The organism is Aromatoleum sp. (assembly GCF_036675785.1).
Classification (GTDB): Bacteria; Pseudomonadota; Gammaproteobacteria; order Burkholderiales; family Rhodocyclaceae; genus Aromatoleum.
Window position 1 is genome coordinate 1 of record NZ_JAKFEF010000038.1, and the last position, 14,637, is coordinate 14,637.

Below are 14,637 nucleotides of genomic sequence, written 5' to 3' on the forward strand. Positions count from 1 at the left end.
GCTACCGCGGCGAGCACCCCGACGTCGAGATCCATCTCGTGGATTGCGCCGTCGAGAGTGTCGTGTCGCGCGTGTTCTCCGGCGAAGTCGACCTCGGCGTCGGGCCCGAACGGGACCCGAACTCCGACATCGACGCCGAGACGCTCTTCACGCTGCCGTTCTACGCGGTGTTCCCGCCGGACCACGCGCTCGCGGCGCAGCAGGAGGTGCGCTGGGCCGAACTCGTCGACCATCCGCTGATCACGTTGAAGGGGGAGTTCGTCCAGCGTCTGTCGGGCGACCTGCGCGATGCGTTCCGGGACCTCGACCTCACCCCGGCTACGACCGTCACGTTCATGTCGACCGCGCTCAGCATGGTCGCGGCCGGGCTCGGCATCACCGTCTGCATTCCGTACGCCGGGTCGCTCGTGCGCCGTTACGGCTTCGCGATGCGCCCGGTCGTCGAGCCGACCGTCACTCGCAACTTCTACGCGTTCACGCGCAGCGGCCGCTCCTTGTCGCCGGCAGCCGAGCGGTTCCGCGTTTTCCTGCGGCGACACGTCGCGGAGCACGAGGACTACAGCGTGTAGCCGATGCAGCTCGGACGACGAGCGACGCGTCGGACTTCGAAGCTCAGTCCGACCCGCGCCCGCTCCGCCTCCGGCGTCACCCATTTCATCAGCTGCGCTTCTTGCAGTGCCCGAGCCGCTCGATCAGCAGCGCGAACAGCTGGTCGCGCAACGGTGTGTCGGCCTCGGAGGCGTCGGGAAACTCATCCCCGAGCGCGATCGTTTCGGCGACCCAGCCGTCGTCGGCCGCGCATTCGACGCGCAGCTCCCAGCCGCGCTCGTTGTGTTCGATCGCGAACAGGAAGGCGTCGAGTTCCAGCCGGGCGAGCAGTGTTTCGACCGTCTGCGTCGCTTCGGCGAGGTCCAGCGGGGACAGCGGCATGACCGGCTCCCGTCCGTTCTATCCGGTTCCGAAGGGACCATCCGCGCGCAGCGGCGTTCCACCGGACGGTAACGTCCCGGCGCACGGAACCACATTCGCGAACATCCGTCGCGGGCACTCGCCCGCACCGGCACGGTCAGTGACTTATCGATGAGGCAACGGAATACCGTTCCTGCCAGCGCCCGTCGACAGGCTCAGGGCGAACGGTTGGATTCGATTGCCGGCCTACAGGCTTCTTGAACAGAAGCACGCCGACCGGGCCGCGGTCGGCCATAAACGGAGAGACGACGATCATGGCAACGCTGACGGAAGAACAGACCCGGCAATTGCGCGACGCGATGGAGCAGCGGCGCGTAACGCTGCTCGGCGACATCGACACGGCGCTGCAACGCATGGACAGCGCGAGCTACGGCACGTGCATCGACTGCGAGGTCGACATCCGGTTCGAGCGGCTCGTCGCGTTTCCGACGGCGACCCGCTGCATCCAGTGTGCGGAACGTCGCGAAAAGACTTACGTGGGCGGCGCGACGCCGAGCCTCTGACGCCTGTCGCCCGAATACGGCGCGAGTCAGCCGCCGGCCGACTCGCGCCGCAGATCGGACGACCGTCAGGCGACGCCGTCGCGAGCGATCTTCATCGCTTGGCGCAGCACCGAAATGTCGCCGATGTGGTTCGCGAGCAGCAGCACGAGCTTCGCGTTCACCATCGCGCTCTGCTCGTCGGACAGGTCGCGGTGGGTCTCGATCAGCGCTTCGTAGAAGTCATCGCCGGGAGTGAACGCGCGGAAGTAGCGCTTGCCGGGTTCGTGCAGATTGACTTGGGTGTTGAGCGGCATGTCGGTCTCCTTCAGGCGTTGCAGGTGGCGCGGGCGACGGCGGCGCGCACCTTGACGGGGTCGAGTTCGCGCCAGCGCGCGGCGACGTGCTGATCCGGGCGCACGAGGTAGACGGTGCCCGGCCGCAAATCGTAGCGTTCGCCGATCCGGCTCTTCGTGTCGATCAGCGTTTTCAGGCCCGCGGGAGCGCTGCCGCGCGCGGCGACGACGATCGGCTCGATCGCAAGCGGGCTGTCTTGGAGCGTGCGCAGCGCTGCGACCGTGGGGGCGTCGAGCGCCGCGGCATCCTCGATCGCGTACAGCACCTGGAAGCGGTTGCCGACCGCATGGAGCAGCCACTTCTGCCCACGGGCCGTCGCGACGGGCGCGTCGTCCATCGGCGCGCCGGGCACCATGTCCCCGGCGAACTCGTCCGCATCGGGGGTGTTCAGCCGCGAATCGGTCAGGAAACTCGGCACCGACAGACGACCCGAATTGACCAACGCGCGCGCGAACGGATAGTGCCCGGCGAGGCTCAGCACCGCGTTGCGGAAGGTCTTGCTGACCGCGCTCTTCGGCGTGATGAAGTCCGTCGAGCGCGTCGAGTTCAGGATGTTCTCGTCCGCCGCGAAACCGCGCTCCTCGGTGTAGGTGTCGAGCAGCGTCGCCGGCGCCTTGCCGTCGATGACGAGCTTGAGCTTCCAGACGAGGTTGTCGGCATCCTGGATGCCCGAGTTCGCGCCGCGCGCGCCGAACGGCGACACCTGGTGCGCCGCGTCGCCGACGAACAGCACCCGCCCGTGGTTGAAGCGGTTCATCCGCCGGCACTGGAAGGTGTAGACGCTGACCCATTCGAGCTCGAACGGCAGGTTATCCTTGCCGCGTGCCGCGAGCATCGCCTCGATGCGCGGGATGACGTTCTCGGGCTTTTTCTCTTCTTCGGGATCGGCGTCCCAGCCGAGCTGGAAGTCGATGCGCCATACGTTGTCCGCCTGACGATGCAGCAGCACCGACTGGTTGGGGTGGAACGGCGGATCGAACCAGAACCAGCGCTCGGCGGGATATTCGACCTTCATGACGACGTCGGCGATCAGGAAGCGATCCATGAAGATCTTGCCTTCGACGTCGAGCCCGAGCATGTGACGGATCGGGCTCCGCGCGCCGTCGGCGACGACGAGCCAGTCGGTCGTCAGCGTGTACGCGCCGTCGGGGGTCTCGACCCGCAGCGTCGCACGGTCGTCGCCCCGCGTCACTGCGATCACGTTGTTCTTGAAGCGGATCTCGAGGTTCGGCAGCTCGCGCGCCCGCTTCACGAGGTAGTCCTCGAGGTAGTACTGCTGCAGGTTGATCATGCCCGGGCGCAGGTGATCCGGCTGCGGGCAGAGATTGAAGTTGAACACTTCCTCCTCGTGGAAAAAGGTGCGGCCCACGTTCCACGACACGCCCTTCTGCACCATCTCGTCGCCGCAGCCGACGCGGTCGAGCACTTCGAGCGCGCGTTTCGCGTAGCAGACGCCGCGCGAACCGATCGACACCGTGTCGTCGTTGTCGAGCAGCAGCACCTGCTGCCCCTCCTGCGCGAGGTCGATCGCGGTCGTCAGGCCGACCGGACCCGCGCCGACGATGATCACAGGGTAATGCCCGTCGCGCTGATCGACGAGCTCCGGGGGCCGGACGTACTCGAACTTCGGGTATTGATATGTGCTCAGCACAACTGTCTCCTCCTCTGTGTCAGGGTTCTGGCGCATCTCTCTTCAGGAAGACTTCCGCGCCGGCTTTATCTCGCCGGCCGGTCAGTGCCGGCCGCACACGATTCGCCGCATCACTGCTGCAGCGCGTGCCACATCTGCTGGTCGCGCTCCGCGGTCCAGATGCGCGGGTCGCGGATGCCGCTGGCTTCGTCGTGCGCGCGGGTGACGTCAAACGGCAGGCAGTGCTCGTAGATGAAGACCTGCCCGAACTTCGGGTCCATGTTGCCGCGCGTGTGCGCCATCGCCGCCTTCAGGTCGAGGCCTTTCGCGACGGCTTCCTGCGCGCTGCGGTACAAGGTCGAGACGAAGTCGCGCGTGTAGGCGAGTCCGGCCTGGACCTTTTCCGGCGTCATCAGCGCCGGGCCGCGCCCGGGGACGAGTTTGTCGAATTGCATCGCGGCGAGCCGGTCGAGCGTCGCCGGCCAGTCGGCGAGGTAGGCATCGCCGGTGTAGCACGCGGCGTCCGCCTCGACGAGGTCGCCGGAGAAGCAGATCTTCTGCGACGGCAGATAGACGATCGTGTCGCCCTTCGTGTGGCCGCGGCCGAGCTGCTTGATCTTCACTTCGAGTTTGCCGAGCCACAGCGTCATCTCGCCGCTGAAGGCCGTCGTCGGCCACGTCAGCCCCGGCACGCTCTCGACCGCCTGGAAGAGGCGCGGGAAGCGGCCGATCTCCGAATCCATGTCCTGCTGGCCGCGCTCGACAATCAGGTCGTAGGTGTCCTGGCTCGCGATGATCTGCTCGAGCCCTTCGTCCTTGTAGCCCGACGCGCCGAGCACGCGCACCGCATGGTAGTGCGTCAGCACGACGTACTTGATGGGCTTGTCGGTGATCTCGCGCACCTTCGCGATCACGCCTTGCGCGGCGACCGGCGTCGCGGTCGCGTCGATGATCATCACCGCATCGTCACCGATGACGACGCCCGTGTTCGGATCGCCCTCGGCCGTATAGGCGTAGGCGTTGTCCGACAACTTGTCCCAGCTGACCTGCTTTTCTTCGAGGTCGGCTTGCGAGGCGAATTTCTTTGTAGTCATGGAAGCCTGTCTCCTGTTGCGAGGGGGTGTTTCGAATCCTAGTCACAAGTTTGTCTATGGTCAATCGCTTTGTTGATGTTAAATTTTATCCACCTTCGACGGCAAAGATTTCGGTCGAAGCTGCTACCATTTCGCGCCATTCAGGAGAGGAAGATGACGCAGATAGTCCCCGGGACGATCGTCGGAGAACGTGAAGCCGCGCTCCCCGAACGCGAGCACGCGGGCGAGGGCCGCGGCGCCGAACGTGGCGAGCGGCGCGGGATCCAGTCGATCGAGGTCGGCGGCGCGCTGCTGCAGGCGCTGGTACGCCACGGGACGCCGATGATGCTGAGGGACCTTGCACGCGAGGCGGGCATGCCGCCAGCGAAGGCGCACCCCTATCTCGTCAGCTTCGGCAAGCTCGGACTGATCGAACAGGACCCCGCGACCGGTCGCTACGCCCTGGGTCCGTTCTCGCTGCACATGGGCCTCGCGGCGCTGCACGGACTCGACCCACTGAAGGCAACGCTCGCCGAAGTGCCGAAACTCGCCGACGACATTCAACTGAACGTCGCCGTCGCGGTCTGGGGCAATCTCGGTCCGACGGTCGTGCATATCGAGGAATGCAGCACCCAGATCCACATCAACATGCGCCCCGGCACCGTGATGATGCCGCTGCTACTGTCTGCGACCGGCCGGTGTTTCGCGGCGTTCCTGCCGCAGCGCGTCGTGCGGCCGCTCCTCGACGAGGAGATCGCCCGCTTCGCTGCCGCGCCCGTCTCCACGTTGCCGGTCAGCCGACAGGCCGTGGACGAACTCCTCGACGAAGTGCGCGAGCACCGGCTCGCACGGGCGATCGGCAACCCGATTCCCGGCATCAACGCGTTTTCCGTCCCGGTCTTCAATCACAGCGGCAGCATTGCGCTCGCGCTGACGGCGATGGGGCCTACCGGAACGTTCGATGTCGAATGGCAGGGAACGACCGCGTCGCGGCTGCGCGTCTGCGCCGAGTCGATCGCGCGGCGTCTCGGCGTCGCCGACGGCGCGCCGCCTATTAACCCGGCGACGAGCCCGCGATCGAGCCGAACAGCAGCACCGTGACCCGCCCATCGCCAGGTCGGGTCGTTGGAATGAGGCTGCGTCAGTTGTTCCGGAGACTGCCCGAATGCCGTGACAGGAACGTTAGGTATGAAAAGAGGAAGCCGTCCCCAGCCTGAATCGAGTCGCTTCATGTGACTCTGTACCGGGACGGTATGGGGGCGAAAACTGAAAAACCGCCCAAAAAAAATGGCGGAGAGGGTGGGATTCGAACCCACGGTAGGCTCGCACCTACGCCTGATTTCGAGTCAGGTACATTCGACCACTCTGCCACCTCTCCGCGCCCGCAGGTCTTCCGACTTGCGAGAGGGCGCATTATATCAGCGGTTTTCCGAAAAACAACAATAAGCTTCTCTTTCGGTGCCCGCTTCGACCGCTGGCGATTGCTCCGCCCCTGCGGCTTCGCGCAAAATCCGCGGGTTTGCCTTGCGGAGACCCTTCTTGCGGTCCCTCCTGCTGATCCTTTTGTTGCTCTTCCTCTCGGGTTGTCTGCCCGACGAGACGCCCGGTCGCATCCGCGACTTCCGCTCACTCGGCGAGCTGCGAGTCGCCACCCGACCCGATGCGATCTCGTATCGCGAGGACGGCGACGGGCAGGTGTCCGGGTTCGAATACGATCTGCTGAGGAAGCTCGGCGAGCGGCTCGGCGTGCCGGTGCGCTTCATCGTGTACCCGGACAGCCCGCGAGCGCTCGACGCCGTCCTGCGGGGCGAGGTGCATGTGGCCGCCGCTGCCCTCGCGCGGAACGACCGACTTCCCCTGAAGTGGTCGAACCCGTTGCGCGTGGTGGATTACGTCCTCGCCGGGCGAGCCGACGGCGCGGAAATCGGCAGGGAAGCCGACCTGGCGAGACGCACGGTCAGCGCCCGCCGGGGCTCGCCCGCCGTCGACGAGCTCAACCGGATCCGCAAGCGTCTGCCCGCGCTGAGTCTTCATCTCCCGAGCGGAGCCGGAGACGAGGCGCTGCTCGCGGAGCTCGCGCAGGGCAAGCTCGACCTCGTCGCCACGGACCGGATCCATTACGCGTTGGCGGCCCAGACCGAACCGTCGCTCGGCATCGCATACGATCTGCCGCTGAAATCGTCGATCGCATGGGCCGTCGCCCTCGATGCGCGGGAACTCGGCAGCGAGGTCGATGCGTTTCTCGACGAGGCGAAGCGGAACGACCTGCTGGCGCGGCTCAGCGACCGATATTTCGGCCACATCCGCCGGCTCAACGACGCTGATGTAACCACCTTTCTCGCGCGCGTACAGGGTCGCCTGCCGCATTACCGCGCGCACTTTCATGACGCCCAGGCGCAGACCGGCATCGACTGGCGCCTGCTCGCGGCGCTGGCGTACCAGGAATCCCACTGGGATCCGCTCGCGACCTCACCGACCGGCGTGCGCGGCATGATGATGCTGACGTCGGAGACCGCGGATCGCCTCGGCGTTGCCGACCGCCTCGATGCCCGGGCGAGCATTCTCGGCGGCGCGCGCTATTTCTTGATGCTCAGGGACCAGTTGCCCGACGAAATCCCGGAACCGGACCGCGGCTGGATGGCCGCTGCCGCGTACAACCTCGGGATGGGACACATGAACGGCGCGCGCGCGATCGCCCGCCGACTCGGCAAGGACGACACGGACTGGTGGGACATGAAGGCGGTGCTGCCGCTGCTGTCGAAGCCGGAATACGCGGCACGGCTCAAGGCGGGCGCGGCGCGCGGCGGCGAAGCGGTGATCATGACCGAGAACATCCGGAACTACTACGGCATCCTGGTGCGCCTGGAAGCGCCCTACTCGCCCCCGCTGCAACCTTTCCGGATGAAACTCGCGAACGACGGAGACGGCGGGTCGAACCGGAAAATCGCGAGCGGGGCAGTGAATTGAACCGCTCACGACGGGAACGAGCGTCGATGACGCAGGACGTTCCCCGTCGGCTCGCGGTTCAGCGCACCGGTTCGAGAACCTCGATGCCGCCCATCCACGGCGCGAGCGCCTTCGGCACGACCACCGAGCCGTCCGGCTGCTGGTAGTTCTCGAGCACCGCGACGAGCGTGCGGCCCACCGCGAGGCCGGAGCCGTTCAGCGTGTGCACGAGCTCGTTCTTGCCCTGCGCGCTCTTGAACCGCGCCTGCATCCGACGCGCCTGGAAGGCGCCGGTGCAGGAGCACGAGGAAATCTCGCGATAGGTCTTCTGCGCGGGCAGCCAGACTTCGAGGTCGTAGGTCTTCGCCGCCGAAAAGCCCATATCGCCGGTGCACAGGACGATCTTGCGATACGGCAGTTCGAGCTTGCGCAGGATCGCCTCCGCGTGGCCGGTCAGCTCCTCTAGCGCGTCCCACGAATGGTCGGGATGTTCGATGCGGACCAGCTCGACCTTGTCGAACTGATGCTGGCGGATCATGCCGCGCGTATCGCGGCCGTAGCTGCCCGCTTCGGAGCGGAAGCACGGTGAGTGGCTGACGAACTTCAGCGGGAGCACGTCCTGCGCCAGCAGCTCGTCGCGGACGATGTTCGTGATGGGAACTTCGGCGGTCGGGATCAGGTAGAGCCGGCCTTCGTCCTTCGCGACCGAGAACAGATCCGCCTCGAACTTAGGCAGCTGACCCGTCCCGAACATGCTGTCCGGATTGACGAGGTACGGCACCTGGACCTCGGTGTAGCCGTGTTCGCGTGTGTGCACGTCGAGCATGAACTGCGCGAGCGCACGATGCAGCCGGGCGACCCCGCCGCGCATCAGCGCGAAGCGCGCGCCGGAGAGCTTGGCCGCCGTTTCGAAATCAAGCCCGCCGAGCCCCGCACCGAGATCGACGTGGTCGCTCACCGCGAAGTCGAACTCGCGCGGAGTGCCCCAGCGCGAGATTTCGACGTTCGCCGTCTCGTCGCAACCGATCGGCACGCTCTCGTGCGGCAGGTTCGGCAGGCTCGCGACGAGCGCGTTGATGCGCTCGAGCAGCGTCGCGAGCGCCTGTTCGTTGGTCTTCAGCTCGTCACCGATTCCGCCGACCTCGGCCATGACGGCCGACGCATCCTCGCCCTTCCCCTTGAGCATCCCGATCTGCTTCGACAATGCGTTGCGCCGGGCCTGCAGTTCCTGCGTGCGCGATTGCAGGCTCTTGCGTTCGTTTTCCAGGCTCTGGAAGGCTTGCGGATCGAAATTCGCGCCGCGGCCGGCAAGGGACGCGACCACCGCGTCGAGCTGGTTGCGCAGCAGTTGGATATCAAGCATGACTATTCCTGAAGATTCAAAGAGAAAGCGGAAGAAGGTAACGTGACGGCTCAGCTTTCGGCGCCAAGCCCTTCGGGGAAAAGGTCTTCGCGACTGCCCAACGAGCTCCCGCGCCGCACAACTCTATTAACGTTATCAATTGTTTACGGGTGTCCGATGGACAAACTTTCCTTGCTTTCGGCACGTCGTATCTTAAGCTTAATAGGCCATACCCCACACCGCGGAAGACGGTGGCTGCAACACTGGAGGAGATACCGATGCTGTCTATCAGAGATTGCCTCGATTACTGCGATCTGACTGACGACGAAATAGCGCTGTTTGCCGAACACGAGGGCATTCCCGACGCGGCCGCGGCCCAGGTTGTCTGCGGCATGGTCCAGACACCCGAGGGGGTGTTGATGTTGACCAACTACATGCAGGACCTGGTCGCCCGCGCCACCCGGCGCGGCGAGACGGACCGGACCGAGCGCGCGAAGAGCGCATGTGCCCGATTCATGGCGGATCACCCGCTGCCGCACTGAACCCCCGCCGCCTCAGGGCTTGCCCGCGTCGTTCGCGCGACGGGCAAGCTCGCGCGCGTCCAGCTCACGCAGATGTTCCAGCTTGGCGGCGATCTTCGCCTCCAGGCCGTACGGCGTCGGTCGATACCACCCGGGGAGCGCCATGCCATCGGGCAGGTAGGTTTCCCCGGCCGAGTACGCTTCGGGTTCGTCGTGCGCGTAACGGTACGCGTTGCCATAGCCGAGATCTTTCATGAGCCGGGTCGGGGCGTTGCGCAGGTGGATCGGGACGGGCCGCGAGACGTCGCCGGCGACGTGTTTGCGTGCCGCGTTGTAGGCGTTGTACACGGCGTTCGACTTCGCGGCGCAGGCGAGGAATATCGCCGCCTCGGCGAGCGCGAGTTCGCCTTCCGGCGAGCCGAGCCGCTCGTACGTCGCGCAGGCGTTCAGCGTGATTTCGAGTGCGCGCGGGTCGGCGAGGCCGACGTCCTCGATCGCCATGCGGACGAGGCGGCGTCCGAGATACAGCGCATCCGCGCCGCCGTCGAGCATCCGGCACAACCAGTACAGCGCCGCGTCCGGGTTCGATCCGCGGATCGACTTGTGCAGCGCCGAGATCTGGTCGTAGAACGCCTCGCCGCCCTTGTCGAAACGCCGGAGCGTGCTCGCCAGCGCCTCGTCGACGAACTCCGGCGTCACCGTGCCAACGCCGGCGGTTTCGGCCGCGACCTGGATCTGCTCGATCAGGTTCATCAGCCGTCGCGCGTCGCCGTCGGCGGATCCGATCATCCGTTCCCGGGCCGTTTCCGCGAAGGCGAGATCGGGGCAGCCCACACGGCACGCCCGTTCGAAAAGTCCGCCGAGCGCCTCGTCGTCGAGCGGTTCGAGCACGTAGACCGCGGCTCGCGACAGCAGCGCCGAATTGACTTCGAACGACGGGTTTTCGGTCGTGGCACCGATCAGCGTGACGAGGCCCTGCTCGACGTAGGGCAGAAACGCGTCCTGCTGCGCCTTGTTGAAACGATGCACCTCGTCGACGAACAGGATCGTGTGCCGTCCGCGCGCTTTCTCGGCCTGCGCCTGTGCAACGGCCTCGCGAATGTCCTTGACGCCCGAGAACACCGCCGACAGCGCGATGAACTCCGCGTCGAACGCCTGCGCCATCAGCCGCGCGAGCGTCGTCTTGCCGACGCCGGGCGGCCCCCACAGGATCATCGAGTGCAGCTTGCCCGACGCGAACGCGAGCCTCAGCGGCTTGCCCGGACCGAGCAAATGTCGCTGTCCGGCGACCTCGTCGAGGGTGCGCGGACGCATCCGCTCGGCGAGCGGCACGCGCGGCGGATCGACGGAATCGAAGAGATCGGACATCCGCGTCGCGTCACTCGCCGATCACGTCGGCGCCGGGCGGTGGCAGGAAGCGGAACAACGACGGATCCGGACGCGCGTTCGCGATCAGGGACGTGAACACGATCAGCGTCGTCTGGCCGAAGTTGTCCTGCAGCTCCATGCGCTTCAATTGACCACTCGACAGGCCGAGCCGGATCGACGCGAAGCTCGTTTCGGCCTGCTTCGGCGTCGCGAGCGCCCAGTCGAGCCCCCCGCTCGAACCGGCTTCCTTCAAGTCGAAATCCCGGTCGAGATCGCCCGAGCCCGCGAGAATCGCCGCCGGCGTGCTGCCGAGCGCGTCACCGAGCCGCTTCACGGTCACCTGGTTGAGGTCTCGGTCCCACGACCACAGCCTGTCGCCGTCGCTGACGAGGAGCTGCGCGTACGGCTTGTCGTAGCTCCAGCGGAATTTGCCCGGCCGCGAGAAGACGAACGTTCCGCTCGCGTGCTGCGGCTTGCGGCCGGACGCCGACGTCACCGTCTGCTCGAACTCGCCCTGCGCGCTCTTCGCATGGTCGACGAACTGCCGCAGTTGCGCGACACCGCTCGCCGCGGCAGCGAGACCCGAAGTCGCCGCGATCAGCGCGACGACCAACAGCCGCGACGCGATCGCCGCGCATGGTGTGAACTTGCTCAATCGCCCTCCTTCGCCGGCACGATCACTTCACGGTTGCCGTTGCTGCCCATCGCCGAGACGAGCCCGGCGCGCTCCATCTGTTCGATCAGCCTCGCGGCGCGGTTGTAACCGATGCGCAGGTGCCGCTGCACCAGCGAAATCGACGGCCGGCGCGTCTTGACGACGATTTCGACGGCCTGGTCGTACAGCGGATCGGCCTCGCCGTCGCCGCCGTCGCCGCTCCCGAGCGCGGCCTCGACCTCCTCTTCCGACGCCGACAGAATCCCTTCGACGTAGTCCGGCGGTCCGCTGCGCTTGAGGTGGTCGACGACCTTGTGCACTTCCTCGTCGGCGACGAACGCGCCATGCACCCGTACCGGCAACCCGGTGCCCGGCGCGAGATACAGCATGTCGCCCATGCCGAGCAGCGCCTCGGCTCCCATCTGGTCGAGGATCGTGCGCGAGTCGATCTTGCTCGACACCTGGAACGCGATCCGCGTCGGCACGTTCGCCTTGATCAGGCCGGTGATGACGTCGACCGACGGCCGCTGGGTCGCGAGGATCAGGTGGATGCCGGCCGCGCGCGCCTTCTGCGCGAGCCGCGCGATCAGCTCCTCGACCTTCTTGCCGACGACCATCATCATGTCGGCGAGTTCATCGACGACGACGACGATGTGCGGCAGGGTTTCGAGCGGCTCGGGGTTGTCGGGATTGATCGCGAACGGATTCGTCATCGGCTTCTCGGCTTTCGCTGCGTCGGCGACGGCCTTGTTGAAGCCGGCCAGATTCCTCACGCCGACCGCCGCCATCAGCTTGTACCGCTTGTCCATCTCGACGACGCACCAGTTCAGCGCGTTTGCCGCGTGCTTCATGTCGGTCACGACCGGCGCGAGCAGGTGCGGGATGCCCTCGTAGATCGAGAGCTCCAGCATCTTCGGGTCGACCATGATCAGCCGCACCTTCTCCGGTTCGGACTTGTAGAGCAACGACAGGATCATCGCGTTGATGCCGACCGATTTGCCCGAGCCGGTCGTGCCGGCAACGAGCAGGTGCGGCATCTTCGCGAGGTCGGCGACGACCGGGAGCCCGCCGATGTCCTTGCCGAGCGCGACCGTCAGCGCGGAGTGCATGTCGTAATAGGCCTTCGAGCCGAGGATCTCGGACAGCCGCACGGTCTGGCGCTTCGGGTTCGGCAGTTCGAGCGCCATGCATGACTTGCCCGGCACCGTCTCGACGACGCGGACCGACACGAGCGACAGCGCGCGCGCAAGATCCTTCCCGAGGTTCACGACCTGGCTGCCCTTGACGCCGACGGCCGGCTCGATCTCGTAACGCGTGACAACCGGACCGGGATAGGCCGCGAGCACCTTGACCTCGACGCCGAAGTCGCCGAGTTTCGTTTCGATCAGCCGCGACGTGAACTCCAGCGACTCGGCGGACGGCGGTTCGACGTCGCCCGACGGCTGATCGAGCAGCGACAGCGGCGGAATCGCCCCCGCAGGAAGGTCGACGAACAGCGGCTGCTGGCGCTCCTTTTCAACGCGCGGCGACCTGGGCACATCGGCGGCAATCGGCTCGATGCGAAGCGGCGCGGTCGGGGCGACCTCGGTCTTGCGTCGCTTCGTCTCGACGACCGCTTCACGCTTCTGGGCGACCTGCTGGCCGGCCTTGCGGTCACGCCAGCCGCCGAATGCGTACTGCGTCGCGACCCACGCCCGCTCGACCGACAGCCCGATCTCCTCGATCACCGACAGCCACGAGATCCCCGAGAACAGGCTCAGCCCCGACGCAAAGAGCGCGAGCAGCAGCAGCGTCCCGCCGGTGAATCCGAGGTAGCGCTGCACGATCAGCCCGAGTTCGAGCCCGACGAGACCACCCGGCGCGAGCGGAATGCTCGCGCCGTGTGAATGGAAGCGCAGCGATTCGAGCGCGCTGCTCGCGAGCAGCACGACGAAGAAACCCGTCAGCACGATGAAGAACGAGCGCTTGTCGAGCTGCACCTGGTTGCGCAGCCGGCGGAAGCCCCAGACCAGCCCGTAGCCGAGGAAGACGACCCACCACCATGCCGACACGCCGAACAGATAGAACAGCAGGTCGGCGAGCCACGCGCCGAAGCGACCGCCGGGGTTCGAGATCCGCGCGACTTCGGCAGCGTGCGACCATCCCGGGTCGGCCTTGCTGTAGCCGAGCAGGACGAGGCCGACGTACAGCGACATCACCCCGAGAATCAGCCAGCGGGCTTCCTGCAGCAAGAGCGAGATCTTTTCCGGAAGAGGCTGGGAACGGTGCGACAGACGGGACGACATCGGGAGCGGCGAAAATCCGGGAGGAAAAATAGCGTGCGGAATTATAAGTGACGGCCGGTCTGGCCGCGGCGACTATTGCCAGATCGTCGGTCCCTCGGGCGAACGCGGCGGCAGACGCGGCCGACGCTCAGAGTTCCTGCAGGCGCTCGCGCAGCACGATGCCGCGCGCGGTCTCCTCGATCAGGCCCTGCGCGCCGAGATCCTTCATCACCCGGCTGACCATCTCGCGCGACGCGCCGATCATCTTCGCGATGTCCTGCTTCGTGATCTTGCGGACGACGACGGTCTCGCCGTGCACGTCCTCCGACATTTCGAGCAGCAGCCGCGCGACGCGCCCGTACACGTCCATCAGCGCGAGGCTCTCGATCTTGCGGTCGGCATTGCGCAGCCGGTCCGCGAGATTGCACATGATCCGCCACGCGACTTCGAAGTTGTCGTGCATGATCGCGCGGAAATCCTGTTTCGCGATCATCACGAGGTCCGAAGGCATCACCGCGATGACCGACGCCGACCTCGGCTGCTCTCCGAACATGCCCATCTCGCCGAAGAGTTCGCCCTGACCGAGGATGCTCAGGATGACTTCGCGCCCGTCCTCGTCGCTGACGACGACCTTGAGGCTGCCGGTCAGCACGAAATACACGTAGTCGGTCCGCTCGCCGGCGTGCATCACGCTCTGGCCGCGCGGGACGCGGCGCATCATCGCCGAGCGGGCGACGACCGCGAGGGTGTCGTCGGACAGGCCGTGGAAAAGCGGAAAGGTCCTCAAGGCAGTTGTCGAAACGGCATTGGACTGCGTCATGTCATCTCCGGGGCGGCAGGCCGACGTCGATTCAGAGGTCGGAAATTTTGTCGACGTAGAACCGCACGAAGTATAGACGAATATCTCCCGCGGCCCCCCCGCCGGGGCGCGGTGATCGCGCGAGGCCGCAGCGGCCAGTCGCCCCGGTGGCTGCAGAAGTGCAAACAAAGGTCGCGCCAGTTCGAAACGAACGTTACAGAAAAGCGATTCTGA

Annotated in this window: 14 protein-coding genes and 1 tRNA gene; 5 read left to right on the forward strand and 10 right to left on the reverse strand. The window is 66.2% G+C overall.

The annotated features are described in order from the left end of the window. Positions 1-569: LysR substrate-binding domain-containing protein (locus V6M37_RS09310; RefSeq protein ID WP_332672578.1), on the forward strand; the 569-nt coding region annotated here is incomplete at its 5' end. An 88-nt stretch (positions 570-657) separates the two neighbouring features. Here the strand turns inward: V6M37_RS09310 and V6M37_RS09315 are convergent. Further along, on the reverse strand, positions 658-930 hold the full coding sequence (locus V6M37_RS09315; protein ID WP_332672579.1) for a hypothetical protein: 273 nt from the start codon (positions 928-930) through the stop codon (positions 658-660). A gap of 293 nt (positions 931-1,223) precedes the next feature. Between V6M37_RS09315 and V6M37_RS09320 the strand changes: the two genes are divergently transcribed. Next, on the forward strand, positions 1,224-1,472 hold the full coding sequence (locus V6M37_RS09320; protein WP_332672580.1) for a TraR/DksA family transcriptional regulator: 249 nt from the start codon (positions 1,224-1,226) through the stop codon (positions 1,470-1,472). 65 nt (positions 1,473-1,537) lie between these two features. On the opposite strand, the gene V6M37_RS09325 is transcribed toward V6M37_RS09320, so the two are convergent. The 3 genes from V6M37_RS09325 to V6M37_RS09335 all read right to left on the reverse strand — a co-directional run bounded on the left by V6M37_RS09325 (position 1,538) and on the right by V6M37_RS09335 (position 4,529). Then, complete coding sequence (locus V6M37_RS09325) at positions 1,538-1,765, reverse strand: DUF2783 domain-containing protein (protein ID WP_332672582.1); 228 nt, start codon at positions 1,763-1,765, stop codon at positions 1,538-1,540. An 11-nt stretch (positions 1,766-1,776) separates the two neighbouring features. Continuing rightward, on the reverse strand, positions 1,777-3,456 hold the full coding sequence (locus V6M37_RS09330; protein WP_332672584.1) for an FAD-dependent oxidoreductase: 1,680 nt from the start codon (positions 3,454-3,456) through the stop codon (positions 1,777-1,779). Between the two features lie 110 nt (positions 3,457-3,566). Then, entirely contained in the window at positions 3,567-4,529 is a 963-nt protein-coding gene (locus V6M37_RS09335) for an MBL fold metallo-hydrolase (protein ID WP_332672586.1), read from the reverse strand. A gap of 153 nt (positions 4,530-4,682) precedes the next feature. Here V6M37_RS09335 and V6M37_RS09340 point away from each other — a divergent pair, with 153 nt between their 5' ends. After that, positions 4,683-5,609 (forward strand): IclR family transcriptional regulator, encoded by a 927-nt coding sequence (locus tag V6M37_RS09340; protein ID WP_332672588.1) that lies wholly within the window; start codon positions 4,683-4,685, stop codon positions 5,607-5,609. 187 nt (positions 5,610-5,796) lie between these two features. On the opposite strand, the gene V6M37_RS09345 is transcribed toward V6M37_RS09340, so the two are convergent. Beyond that, positions 5,797-5,886 (reverse strand) — tRNA-Ser (locus tag V6M37_RS09345). A 161-nt stretch (positions 5,887-6,047) separates the two neighbouring features. On the opposite strand from V6M37_RS09345, the gene mltF reads away from it, so the two are divergent. Continuing rightward, on the forward strand, positions 6,048-7,475 hold the full coding sequence (gene mltF / locus V6M37_RS09350; RefSeq protein ID WP_332672590.1) for a membrane-bound lytic murein transglycosylase MltF: 1,428 nt from the start codon (positions 6,048-6,050) through the stop codon (positions 7,473-7,475). Between the two features lie 58 nt (positions 7,476-7,533). On the opposite strand, the gene serS is transcribed toward mltF, so the two are convergent. Then, entirely contained in the window at positions 7,534-8,817 is a 1,284-nt protein-coding gene (serS, locus tag V6M37_RS09355) for a serine--tRNA ligase (RefSeq protein WP_332672591.1), read from the reverse strand. 257 nt (positions 8,818-9,074) lie between these two features. Here serS and V6M37_RS09360 point away from each other — a divergent pair, with 257 nt between their 5' ends. Next, on the forward strand, positions 9,075-9,338 hold the full coding sequence (locus V6M37_RS09360; protein WP_332672593.1) for a hypothetical protein: 264 nt from the start codon (positions 9,075-9,077) through the stop codon (positions 9,336-9,338). 12 nt (positions 9,339-9,350) lie between these two features. Here V6M37_RS09360 and V6M37_RS09365 read toward each other — a convergent pair whose 3' ends face one another. The 4 genes from V6M37_RS09365 to V6M37_RS09380 form a co-directional block, all read right to left on the reverse strand. After that, the gene (locus tag V6M37_RS09365; protein ID WP_332672595.1) at positions 9,351-10,685 is read right to left on the reverse strand and encodes a replication-associated recombination protein A; all 1,335 of its coding nucleotides are present in this window, start codon (positions 10,683-10,685) and stop codon (positions 9,351-9,353) included. A gap of 10 nt (positions 10,686-10,695) precedes the next feature. Next, positions 10,696-11,340 carry an outer membrane lipoprotein chaperone LolA gene (lolA, locus tag V6M37_RS09370; RefSeq protein WP_442881004.1) on the reverse strand — a complete coding sequence of 215 codons (645 nt, stop codon included), beginning with the start codon at positions 11,338-11,340 and terminating at the stop codon, positions 10,696-10,698. Further along, on the reverse strand, positions 11,337-13,625 hold the full coding sequence (locus V6M37_RS09375) for a DNA translocase FtsK (RefSeq protein ID WP_332672597.1): 2,289 nt from the start codon (positions 13,623-13,625) through the stop codon (positions 11,337-11,339). The genes lolA and V6M37_RS09375 overlap by 4 nt, the downstream gene beginning before the upstream one ends. Before the next feature lie 127 nt (positions 13,626-13,752). Beyond that, positions 13,753-14,424 (reverse strand): Crp/Fnr family transcriptional regulator, encoded by a 672-nt coding sequence (locus V6M37_RS09380; RefSeq protein WP_332672599.1) that lies wholly within the window; start codon positions 14,422-14,424, stop codon positions 13,753-13,755. Between the last annotated feature and the right edge of the window lie 213 nt (positions 14,425-14,637).

Bases quoted from the DNA above. Each gene is read 5' to 3' on its own strand.
- V6M37_RS09315 (WP_332672579.1), bottom strand. From the start codon at position 930: ATGCCGCTGTCCCCGCTGGACCTCGCCGAAGCGACGCAGACGGTCGAA.
- V6M37_RS09320 (WP_332672580.1), top strand. From the start codon at position 1,224: ATGGCAACGCTGACGGAAGAACAGACCCGGCAATTGCGCGACGCGATG.
- V6M37_RS09325 (WP_332672582.1), bottom strand. From the start codon at position 1,765: ATGCCGCTCAACACCCAAGTCAATCTGCACGAACCCGGCAAGCGCTAC.
- V6M37_RS09335 (WP_332672586.1), bottom strand. From the start codon at position 4,529: ATGACTACAAAGAAATTCGCCTCGCAAGCCGACCTCGAAGAAAAGCAG.
- V6M37_RS09340 (WP_332672588.1), top strand. From the start codon at position 4,683: ATGACGCAGATAGTCCCCGGGACGATCGTCGGAGAACGTGAAGCCGCG.
- serS (WP_332672591.1), bottom strand. From the start codon at position 8,817: ATGCTTGATATCCAACTGCTGCGCAACCAGCTCGACGCGGTGGTCGCG.
- V6M37_RS09360 (WP_332672593.1), top strand. From the start codon at position 9,075: ATGCTGTCTATCAGAGATTGCCTCGATTACTGCGATCTGACTGACGAC.
- V6M37_RS09365 (WP_332672595.1), bottom strand. From the start codon at position 10,685: ATGTCCGATCTCTTCGATTCCGTCGATCCGCCGCGCGTGCCGCTCGCC.
- V6M37_RS09375 (WP_332672597.1), bottom strand. From the start codon at position 13,625: ATGTCGTCCCGTCTGTCGCACCGTTCCCAGCCTCTTCCGGAAAAGATC.
- V6M37_RS09380 (WP_332672599.1), bottom strand. From the start codon at position 14,424: ATGACGCAGTCCAATGCCGTTTCGACAACTGCCTTGAGGACCTTTCCG.